Raw genomic sequence first — 8,736 nt, forward strand, 5'->3', positions numbered from 1 at the left:
CTTCCGCCGCGCCCGTTCCTGCTCGACGCGCAGCCCGTACCCGACGGCGAACGCCAGGGTGAGCGCGACGGCAATGCTGATCACGTCAGCCACTGGTCGCCTCCTTGCTGTCGTCCTCAACGACACGCCACCCGCTAACGAGGCGCCTCACCAGCGCGCTCTCAACGGGGCTCTGTTCGGCGCGGTCGATCGCCAGGTACTGCTCCAGTGCGGCGCGGGCGCCTTCCTCGGTGTCGCAGATGGCGTAGCCGTGGCTGGCGTGGTCGCCCGTGGTCCAGGTGCGGCGCACGCCCCACTCGTCGTTCAGCTCCGCTGCAATCAGCTCCCGCGCCTGCTGCTCGATCAGCGGGATGACGGCAGCCAGCATCGAGCGCAGCGCACGCCAAGTAGCGATGTGGTCGGCTGAGTGAATGTCGTCGTAGTAGCCATCGTGCGCGACCACCAGCCACTCGTCCGGCACTTCCTCGGGTGTCATGCTCTCTCCCAGCTGGTCGCCAGGTGGCGCACGACGTGGTGCTGGATCGTTCCGCCGCCGAACGTCAGGAAGCGGCTGTAACGGTCGGCCAGGTGGCTCGCGTGCTGTAGGTCGTCGCAGGGCTGAGCGCGTTCACTGTCCTCGCTCTGCACGCCGAACTCTTCCCGCAGCCCGAGTTGCGTCAGGACGGCAGCGATCTCAACACGCAGCCACGCCTCCCAGTCCAGGCCTTGGCCTGCCGCCGACCACCAACCATCGTGCGCGGCTTGAACAAGTACGGGCGGCACGTCTTCTGGCGTCCATGACGTCGTTGCATCGCTTGCGGGCTCCGGAGCAGTCGGCGAGCCAGGTTCTGACTTGCCTTCGAGCTGCTTGATCTCCATCTCCTGCCCGATCGACCCGATCTCGTCGGCAATGCGGGCGCGCAGGTGCTTCACCTCGTTCTCCGCGGCCGTCGCGCGCTCCATAGTGCGCATGAGGCGCTTTGCGACATCACGGTTCAGGGTCTTTACCCGCTCCACCTCAGCCTCGGCGGACTTGCGCGCCTCGTGGGCCCAGCCAACGCGGGTGGCCAGCTTCTCGTTCTCGGCACGTAGCGTCTTGAACTCAGCCACGAGCGCAGTCGCAACCTCGTTTGCGTCTCGCAGCCGGGTTACCTCGCCCAGCAGCTTGCGGACTGTCTCCTGGTCAGGGTCGCACACGACATGAATCTTCGTCTCAGACATCGAGTGTCCCCTCGGGAAGTTTCCGCTTGCTGGTGACGTAGGCCAGCTTCTCGTTGCCGACCACCGTCCACGACGTCACGAACGAACCGTTCCGGTCCAGGCTCACCATCTCGGCCTGCGTAATCTCGGTGGACCCGCCTTCGCGGGCCAGCAGGATCGCCAGCGCATCCTCAGCTTCACGTTGGCGGGCACGGTGGCCTTCAAGTTCCGCCCGCAGCTTCTCGTTCTCCCGCTCCGCCTTCGCCAGCCGGTCCAGCGCCGAGTTCAAATGCTCGACGTCGAGTTCGGATCCGTCGGCAAGCAGCAGCCTGCGCGAAAGCCACCCGTGCTGAGCGAGTTCAGCGAGCCACGTCGCGCAGAACTGACGCAGCACGGCCAGGTCCGGCGTGACCTCCGGGCGTCCTTCGGCGTGGTCTTTCATCCACCACCAGCCGTCGCCGCGGTGGACACCGTGGCCGGCGATGCGGTCGCAGACCATGCGGGTGCCGTCGTCGGCGCGGAAAGTGTCGCCGCAGTTGCCGGGGCCGACGTGGGCGCGCATCCGGTCCACCTCGTCGAGGAGTTCGGCCGCGATGAGCCATGCGCGGGAGTCGCCCGGGTCGTCAGACCATGCGCCTGTCTCGATCTCGGGTCGGATCTCCGTCAGGCGTTCCTCTGCCATAGGGTCGCTCATCGCAGCTCCTCGGCCTCGGTCTCGTGCGGCTCCATCTGGTACAGATCGACAATCGCCTGGTAGGCCTCGTCGTCAGTCAGGTTGCTTTTCGGCGCCAGCCAGTCCTGGTTGTCGATGACGTACACCTGGCGGAGCCAGGGTTTCGGCGGTGGCGGGATCGTCCGGTCAATGCACGCCAGCAGCTTGCTAACCGCAGCGCGGATCAGGCGTCCGATGCGGGCGACAGCGTCGTCAAGTTCGCCTTCGGTCTCGTCGTCGTCCTCGATGCTCTCGAAAGTCATCGTTCGACTCCCGCCGGTGCGACCTGCTCGGCCGTGGTCCAGCTGTAGAACAAGTCTGGGTTGTGGTGGTCATCGCCGAGATGGCCGGCGTCCTGCCAGCAGCGGTACTCCACGTCCACGTGCTCCGGGTTCGCACAGCGGCGGGTCGGCCGGTACAGGCTCGAGCACTGCTTGGCGTCAGGGTCAAGGCGCTCAGGGTTGGTGCCGTCGCTGTCCCAGGCAATGCCGCAGCGGTCGCATTGCAGGCCGTCCGGGTAGACGTCGGTGTAGTCGCCGCAGATCGGGCAGTGCGGCGTCAGAAACTCCAGGTCGCCCGGAAGTGTTCGGACATTCTCAGTTGGGGTGCTCATGTCAGGCTCCTGCCTGGTCGGGGCGTGATTCGTCTTCGTCAAGCGCGGCTCGAACCCGCGCAGCCTGATCGGCCCGTCCGCGCCGATACGCCTCGTTCACGCGCTCGTCGGCCAGGTCCGCCGGCTCGATGCGCAACCATCCGCAGATCCGCACAAGCGTCTGCGCGTCGCACATCTGCTTCTTGGCCATGAGCCGGGTGATCGTGCTCGGGCTGGCGGCGACTTCGTGGGCGAAGTCCTGCTGCAGCATGCGGCGGCGGGCAAGCTCCGCGCGAATCAGGGACGGAAGGTTGGCCAGCAGGTCAGGCATCGTCATCGCCGCCGTCCGGAATCTCTTCCACCCGTTCGATCAGCGACCAATCAGTACCAACAAGTCCGACACGCTCGGCATCAGGGGACGTCCAGTTCGCGCAGGCATACCAGCGGGCTCCGCTGTAGAGCTGCCCGACAACGGCCACGGATGATCCGCCGGACTTCCAGAACAGGCGGTAGGCGCCCAGCGCGCGGTGCCGCATCTGCTTGCCGAGGTCAGCTTCTTCGGTGATGGCCGGCACGCGAAGGTTCAGGATGTCCTGATGCACGTCGGCCGGATGCCGACCCTCGGCAAGAGCGATGTCGAAGACGGCCTTGTCCCGGTCGTACTCGGTCGGCTCGTGCAGCATCCGAACCGTATGACCCTTGGTGACCATCAGGTAGGCGGCGCGGCCAAACTCACCCACCTCCCAGCCGTTGGCCAGCAGGTAGGTGCGGATCTGGTCGGCGGTGGGAACGGCGTGCTCAGACATCGTCGCCACCGCCGTTCGCCGCGTCGATCAGCACTGCGCGGCTTGCCTCGACCTGCTCCCGCGATGGCATCCGCCCCGACCGTTCCGCAGCCGGATGAGTTGCCATGTGCGCAGCGATCACGTCGGCATCGGTAAGCGGGCTGCCGTAGCCAAGCGGCGCTACAACCCAGGTCGGGGTGCACCACGGCGGAACCTCGGCAGTGACGTCGAGCGAAAGCGGACTTGCCATTGCACGGTGAAACCAGCCGCAGTCAAAGACCCGGCAGTGGGTGCTGGTGATCACTTGACACCTCGCATCTTCACGCCCTTGCGCCGGTCCTTGACCGTCTCGACGATGAACGCGCCCAGAAGCACCAAGCCGATGACGGCGATCGCAGCGGCGGCCGAGATCCAGAGCGGCGACAGCACCCACCACCAGGACCACGACAGCACGTGCGTCAGCTTCAGCGCGATGAACAGAATCGTCAGGGCGCCGGTGAAACCGAGGCCTCCGCTGGTGGTGCTGTTCGAGTCGGACATGATCAGGCTCCTTCGGTGGTGGTGACGTTCGAAAGCAGGGGATCTACATGACCTGCATGAATTGCGGCGGTCTCCATGGCCTCGGCAATCGACATGCCGGAATCGATCAGCTCTTGGGCGCGGAGGTACAGCGTCGTAGCGATCTCACGCTGCTCGGCAGTCAGCGACGCCCAACGGGGGCGGTCCTCGATCACGGCGCACTCCACGGGTTGTGATCGGTCGTCGGCCATGACCACAGCACGCCCCACGGTTTGGCGACCGGCACCAGGCCAACTTTCTCCGGGGCTGCGCAGGTCAGGACCCCATCCGTCAGGTGCTGGTGGGCGCTGAAAGCGCTAGTGCTCGACAGGGTCAGGCAGCACCGGGCGCAGTGCGCTGCCCTGCTGCCGGTCCAGGAGGCTCCACAGCGCGGATGCGAGACAGGTCCGTCGGCACGGAGCACCCTCGGTCCAATGGCCCCGTTTCGCTCAAGTGGGTGTTGCTGTCGCAGAGCAAGAGTTCGCGCGGAACTCGGAAGCCGCCGAAGCCTCTGCGGGACGCTCAGGGCTTCGCTCGCGACGGCGGCCGTCATTGCATCCTCGCAGCGACAGCCTTTACGGCATCCGATACGTGCCCGAGCGCATAGCCCGCAGCCGGCGCGGCCACTGCAAAGAAGCCGCAAACCACCGCCGCCATCAGCGGGAATCGCCACCACCAGCCGTCCGCGCGCTTCACGCCGCACGCCCCGAGTCCGCGGACTGCCGACCCAGGCCACTGCGAACCTTCGCCAGCCGCCGATGCTGCGAGATCTTCTCCGCCTGCGCCAGTACCAGCGCTTTCGGCAACCGCAGCCACTCCTCCTCGAGCGCCGCCGCCACAATCGCGTTCCGGCCCTGCACGCCCAGCTTTGCGCTGATCCGCGCCAGGTGACTCTTGATCGTGTATTCGGAGATCTTGAAGTGCCTGCCGAGTTCGATGTTGGTCTGGCCCAGCGCCAGCCGCTTTACGATCTGCAGCTCGCGCTTGGTCGGCTCCTCGCCGTACTCCGGCAGGTCGGCCCGGCTCACGCCGCAGCCTTCCGCTTCTCGTCGTAGCGGACCTTTGCCGCTGCGCGCTGCTGCTTGCGCTTCTCGCTCATCCGGTCGTCCTCCGCGGTGCCGGCCCAGATCCCGGACACGCTGTTGACGCCCAGCTCGCGTTCCATGTGCGCCAGCAGCTCGGCGCACTTCTCCAGAACCGGGCAGGTGAGGCAGGCCTTCTTCGCCTCTTCGATCTGCCGTAGCCACGGGCCGGTGTTGCCCATGGGAAACCAGCGATCCATGTCGCCGGAGTTGGCGCAGACGCCGCGCAGGCGCCAGTTGTCTTCCGACTCCGGCTCGGCGGGTGCCTGGTAGCGGGTGGTGCTGGACTGGATTGTGGTGTCGGTCCGCGGGACTCGCCCGTGGATGGGTCCGTCGGTGCGCAGGAGCGGGGTCATGGCGGTCCTCCTAGATGTTTTGACTGGTCTGGACGGGTTTTCGATGGCTGTCGAACTATTGACCTGTCGTCAGCTACTTGCCGGTAGATGCCAGTGCGGCGGCATCCCGCACCTCAGCGACGCGCCTGGCCAGCCACGCCCGGCAGTTCCGCAGCGACCGTGGATCCGACGGACTCGACGGCACCGTGCCGATGAACGCATCGGTCGAGGTGGTGACCCGCAGGTGGTTGCGGCTGCCGGGCTTCACAGTCAGGCCGATGTCGCCCAGGGCTTTGCGGAACACTGCAACCGAAGTCACCGGCAAGCCGCGGATCTGCTCGGGAGTGGGTATCGCGGGGTCCTTCACGGCCGGGCCTGGCCTTCAATGTCGCCTGCGGCCCCAACCTGCTGCCGTGCTTCAAGCGCAGCCTTGGCCCGCTTCCCGAACCGGTTGGCCAGCACCGCCAGCCGCATCTCGTAGGCGGTGCCCTCGCCGTACAGGTACCAGCCGACGTGCATGGCATCCTCGGCTGCCTGCTGCCGAAGCTGACCGCACTCGTCGAGGATCTTCCGCAGCTCGCCGGCGGTAATGACCAGCTCGGTCGCGTCGGTGACGGCAGGGTTGGCAAGCAGCTGCCGGGAGCTGACGGTCTCCCGACCCGCGCACGTGCAGTCAGCGACGTTCTTGCCGCAGTCGACGTGGTAGATCTCCGACGCGTGTCCGCCGCAGCCGTTGCCGCAGTCCGGGCACGCGGGCCGGTCGACCTTGGTTTCGTAGTCGGCGGGGCTGCCGTCGGTCACCACGGCGCCTGCCTTCACGCAGTCCGGGCAGTAGTCGCCGGCCGGCGTGCAGAACCAGCCGACGGTGCGCAGGTGGGTGCGGGCGACTTCGAACTGCTCAGACTTGGTGGACTCGGCGGCCACGAGGTAGTCGGCGGTGTTCTCAGTGCCGCACTCGTCGCAGAAGATGCACAACTGCGTCGGGTACGGCGTGCTGTCGTCGTCGAGGTCGGCCAGTCGGGGCGCGTTGTCGGGCGTGATCAGGCCGGGGGTGCGGGTGTCAGTCATCGCTCTGGTCTCCTTCGGGAAAGTCGATGTGCAGATCTCGCCGCGCGTCCTGCGTGAGATGCGGACGCCACAGCCCCTGCGCGCCCTTGCACAGCACCGGCTCGGCCAACGGACGCACATCGGACAGCACCCAGTGGTGACATCCGGCCTCGGCCCACGGGCTGCACTTGCCGTTGCAGACGTGGATGTCGGCAAGGGTGGCGACGGCAATGATCGAAGACCGGACGTCGGCGCCGTCTACCAGCGTCACGCTGGCCGGGTACGGGTCGGCCTGCTTGGCGGCGTGGATCAGCAAGGTGTCGCGCCAGGCGGTGCCCCAGGTGCGGTTCTCGACGCGTTTGGTGCCGTGGGCGATCAGCGCCGCCCACGGCTGGCGGATCGTCAGGGCACGGACGTCGGTCATTGCCCCGTCACCTCGCCATCGATCCACTCGCCGGCGAACTCGTAGTTCACATCCGCGCCGTCGGTGTCCCACCGGATGCCGCAGTCGTTGCAGAAGAAGCGACGGTGGAACGAGTCGTAGCCGGTCTGTTCCTGGCAGCCGGGGCACACGACGGCGGTCAGGTCCAGCGGCGGGGGAGCAATGCGGTTGGCTTGCTGGGCGGAGATTGCGGGTCTGGTCATCACGCACCCGCCTCGGAGGTCGCGGACTCGGCGGCAACCCACTCCGTGATGGTGACTTCGCGCGGCTCAACGCGGTACGCCTCGATCTTGTCGGCGCTGTCGTAGCAGTACCACCACGGCAGCTCACTGTTGTCGCCCTTGTCCTCGGACTTGGTAATGGCCCACGTGGTGTCGTCGGCCGGGTCGCGGAAGACGATCTGCCAGTTGATGTACCAGCGGTGTTCGTCCTCGCCGAAGCGGGCCAGGACGTTGTCCCCGGGCAACCCGAGGGTTTCGAGCTGATCGACGGTGAAGGTGCGGCGGATCTCGGTGTTCGGCATGTCAGTTCTCCGTGGTCTCTGGTCTCGGGTTTCGTGTCTCGGACGGGCTAAAAAGGCGGCTCGGTATCGCCACCGGCTCCCCACCCACCGCCGCCGTTCCCGCCACCCCAGCCGCCACCGCCCGTGTTCTGCTGCTGGCCGCTGCGGTTGCCGGAGGGCTGGCCCTGGCTTTGGGGCTGTCCGCCGCCGGAGTTCCCACCGCCGCCGCCACGGTTGGCCTTGGTGATCTTCGCGGTGGCGAACCGCAGCGACGGCGCGACCTCGTCGGCGATAACTTTCATGGCGGTGCGCTTCTCGCCGGTGTTCTTGTCGTTCCAGGTCTCGGAGGCTGCGCGGCCGGTCACGATGACGGCGCACCCTTTCTCGCAGGATTCGGCCACGTTCTCGGCGAGGTCGCCGAACGCAGTGCAGTTCCACCACGTCGTGTCGGTGTCGGACCACTCGTTCGAGGTCTTATCGAGAACGCGCCGGCTGGTGACGACGGAGAAGCGGGCGATGGCTTTGCCGCTGGAGCCGAACTTCAGCTCGGGCGGCTGTCCGATGCGGCCGACGATGGTGACGGGGATACTCATGAGGGTCCTTAGCGGGTCTCGGTATGGGTTCGGGTTGCGGTGCCGTACACGTCTGCGAGGGCTTCGGCGCGGTGCTGGGCCTGCTGCTGCGGCGTGTACGGGGCATTCGGGTCCGGCTTCGACAGGCGCGGGATCGGACGGGCGCGTTCGGCTTCGAGGTGCGCGACCCGCTTGGCGAGGATGGCGTTCACGGCAGCCACCCCAGAAGCGCGGACTGCAGACGCCCGGGGTGAACGCCGTCGATGCGCAGCCCGTTCGGTCCGCGGCAGCCATCACCAACGCCGGCCACGCACTCCGGGCAGATGGCGGCCTTCACCGCATACGCGTCCAGGCGCCCCGGGTGCGGCTTGGACATCACACGCTGGCCGGCAGCCGTGCAGTGCTGGCCCGGCGCGGCCTTGCAGAACGGGCAGCGCGCGGATTCGGCTGCCTGCCGCTCGGCACGACCGGGCCGGTTCGCTATCTCCGGCGGCGCCGGACGGGCAGCAGCGCGGTCGGCATCCAGGCGGGCCGCGGACTGCTGGGCACGCTCGTGCGCGGCGAGGCTGGCGATACCGGCAGCCATACGGGCACCGTCGCCCGGCTCGGCGTTCACGGCGCGACCCCAGTAGCGACGTCGAGATCATCGTTGGCGTCCTCGAGCCAGTCGTCGCCGGAGCTCATGACCTCGCCGATGACGAGCGCGAGCATCTCCGCGGACTCGGGATGGACCTCGACAAACCTGCGCAGTACCGCAGCCAGAGTCCAGGCATAAACCCCGGCAGTTGCCAAGCCCTCGAAGGCGTCGAAGTCGGCGGAGGTGGAGTTCGAGTGCTTCATCGCCGCCAGGTAGGCCTTGCTGCGCTCGCAAAGATCATGCGAGTCGGCAACAAGTTCGCGGCGCAGATCGGTGATGTTGCGCGTGGCCAT

22 protein-coding genes are annotated in these 8,736 nt (G+C 67.2%); all 22 read right to left on the reverse strand.

Going from position 1 to position 8,736, the window contains the following annotated elements; translation table 11 throughout:
- Positions 1–85: 85 nt before the first annotated feature.
- The 22 genes from CACI_RS14915 to CACI_RS15010 all read right to left on the reverse strand — a co-directional run bounded on the left by CACI_RS14915 (position 86) and on the right by CACI_RS15010 (position 8,736).
- On the reverse strand, positions 86–475 hold the full coding sequence (locus tag CACI_RS14915; protein ID WP_012787206.1) for a hypothetical protein: 390 nt from the start codon (positions 473–475) through the stop codon (positions 86–88).
- Complete coding sequence (locus tag CACI_RS14920) at positions 472–1,200, reverse strand: hypothetical protein (RefSeq protein WP_012787207.1); 729 nt, start codon at positions 1,198–1,200, stop codon at positions 472–474. Before CACI_RS14920 ends, CACI_RS14915 begins: the two co-directional genes overlap by 4 nt.
- Positions 1,193–1,861, reverse strand: a complete 669-nt coding sequence (locus CACI_RS14925; RefSeq protein ID WP_041540252.1) for a hypothetical protein — start codon at positions 1,859–1,861, stop codon at positions 1,193–1,195. The genes CACI_RS14920 and CACI_RS14925 overlap by 8 nt, the downstream gene beginning before the upstream one ends.
- Before the next feature lie 8 nt (positions 1,862–1,869).
- Complete coding sequence (locus tag CACI_RS14930; protein ID WP_012787209.1) at positions 1,870–2,154, reverse strand: hypothetical protein; 285 nt, start codon at positions 2,152–2,154, stop codon at positions 1,870–1,872.
- Positions 2,151–2,504, reverse strand: a complete 354-nt coding sequence (locus CACI_RS14935; RefSeq protein WP_012787210.1) for a hypothetical protein — start codon at positions 2,502–2,504, stop codon at positions 2,151–2,153. The genes CACI_RS14930 and CACI_RS14935 overlap by 4 nt, the downstream gene beginning before the upstream one ends.
- 1 nt (position 2,505) lies before the next feature.
- Positions 2,506–2,814 carry a helix-turn-helix domain-containing protein gene (locus CACI_RS14940; RefSeq protein WP_041540253.1) on the reverse strand — a complete coding sequence of 103 codons (309 nt, stop codon included), beginning with the start codon at positions 2,812–2,814 and terminating at the stop codon, positions 2,506–2,508.
- The gene (locus CACI_RS14945; protein ID WP_012787212.1) at positions 2,807–3,289 is read right to left on the reverse strand and encodes a hypothetical protein; all 483 of its coding nucleotides are present in this window, start codon (positions 3,287–3,289) and stop codon (positions 2,807–2,809) included. The genes CACI_RS14940 and CACI_RS14945 overlap by 8 nt, the downstream gene beginning before the upstream one ends.
- Positions 3,282–3,572 (reverse strand): hypothetical protein, encoded by a 291-nt coding sequence (locus CACI_RS49810; protein WP_143765254.1) that lies wholly within the window; start codon positions 3,570–3,572, stop codon positions 3,282–3,284. Before CACI_RS49810 ends, CACI_RS14945 begins: the two co-directional genes overlap by 8 nt.
- Positions 3,569–3,808 (reverse strand): hypothetical protein, encoded by a 240-nt coding sequence (locus CACI_RS14950; RefSeq protein ID WP_012787213.1) that lies wholly within the window; start codon positions 3,806–3,808, stop codon positions 3,569–3,571. The genes CACI_RS49810 and CACI_RS14950 overlap by 4 nt, the downstream gene beginning before the upstream one ends.
- 2 nt (positions 3,809–3,810) lie before the next feature.
- Positions 3,811–4,002: a hypothetical protein gene (locus CACI_RS14955; RefSeq protein ID WP_012787214.1), complete on the reverse strand. Its 192-nt coding sequence runs from the start codon at positions 4,000–4,002 to the stop codon at positions 3,811–3,813.
- Entirely contained in the window at positions 3,999–4,379 is a 381-nt protein-coding gene (locus CACI_RS54660; RefSeq protein WP_449727818.1) for an FDXHR family putative zinc-binding protein, read from the reverse strand. The genes CACI_RS14955 and CACI_RS54660 overlap by 4 nt, the downstream gene beginning before the upstream one ends.
- A 139-nt stretch (positions 4,380–4,518) precedes the next feature.
- Complete coding sequence (locus CACI_RS51175) at positions 4,519–4,854, reverse strand: LuxR C-terminal-related transcriptional regulator (protein ID WP_012787215.1); 336 nt, start codon at positions 4,852–4,854, stop codon at positions 4,519–4,521.
- Complete coding sequence (locus tag CACI_RS47870) at positions 4,851–5,264, reverse strand: WhiB family transcriptional regulator (RefSeq protein WP_012787216.1); 414 nt, start codon at positions 5,262–5,264, stop codon at positions 4,851–4,853. The genes CACI_RS51175 and CACI_RS47870 overlap by 4 nt, the downstream gene beginning before the upstream one ends.
- A 73-nt stretch (positions 5,265–5,337) precedes the next feature.
- Positions 5,338–5,610 carry a hypothetical protein gene (locus CACI_RS14970; RefSeq protein ID WP_012787217.1) on the reverse strand — a complete coding sequence of 91 codons (273 nt, stop codon included), beginning with the start codon at positions 5,608–5,610 and terminating at the stop codon, positions 5,338–5,340.
- On the reverse strand, positions 5,607–6,311 hold the full coding sequence (locus CACI_RS14975) for a hypothetical protein (protein WP_012787218.1): 705 nt from the start codon (positions 6,309–6,311) through the stop codon (positions 5,607–5,609). The genes CACI_RS14970 and CACI_RS14975 overlap by 4 nt, the downstream gene beginning before the upstream one ends.
- On the reverse strand, positions 6,304–6,714 hold the full coding sequence (locus CACI_RS14980; protein ID WP_012787219.1) for an ASCH domain-containing protein: 411 nt from the start codon (positions 6,712–6,714) through the stop codon (positions 6,304–6,306). The genes CACI_RS14975 and CACI_RS14980 overlap by 8 nt, the downstream gene beginning before the upstream one ends.
- Positions 6,711–6,935 carry a hypothetical protein gene (locus CACI_RS14985; protein ID WP_012787220.1) on the reverse strand — a complete coding sequence of 75 codons (225 nt, stop codon included), beginning with the start codon at positions 6,933–6,935 and terminating at the stop codon, positions 6,711–6,713. Before CACI_RS14985 ends, CACI_RS14980 begins: the two co-directional genes overlap by 4 nt.
- Entirely contained in the window at positions 6,935–7,255 is a 321-nt protein-coding gene (locus CACI_RS14990; protein WP_012787221.1) for a hypothetical protein, read from the reverse strand. Before CACI_RS14990 ends, CACI_RS14985 begins: the two co-directional genes overlap by 1 nt.
- A gap of 47 nt (positions 7,256–7,302) precedes the next feature.
- A complete protein-coding gene (locus tag CACI_RS14995; protein WP_012787222.1) occupies positions 7,303–7,827 on the reverse strand; it encodes a single-stranded DNA-binding protein in 525 nt (174 codons plus the stop codon).
- Positions 7,828–7,835: 8 nt separating this feature from the next.
- Positions 7,836–8,018: a hypothetical protein gene (locus tag CACI_RS15000; protein WP_012787223.1), complete on the reverse strand. Its 183-nt coding sequence runs from the start codon at positions 8,016–8,018 to the stop codon at positions 7,836–7,838.
- On the reverse strand, positions 8,015–8,392 hold the full coding sequence (locus CACI_RS15005; RefSeq protein WP_143765255.1) for a zinc finger domain-containing protein: 378 nt from the start codon (positions 8,390–8,392) through the stop codon (positions 8,015–8,017). Before CACI_RS15005 ends, CACI_RS15000 begins: the two co-directional genes overlap by 4 nt.
- Before the next feature lie 26 nt (positions 8,393–8,418).
- Positions 8,419–8,736, reverse strand: coding sequence for a hypothetical protein (locus CACI_RS15010; RefSeq protein WP_012787225.1), 318 nt, complete (start codon positions 8,734–8,736; stop codon positions 8,419–8,421).

Origin of the sequence: Catenulispora acidiphila DSM 44928 (genome assembly GCF_000024025.1) — a bacterium.
Taxonomy (GTDB): Bacteria; Actinomycetota; Actinomycetes; order Streptomycetales; family Catenulisporaceae; genus Catenulispora; species Catenulispora acidiphila.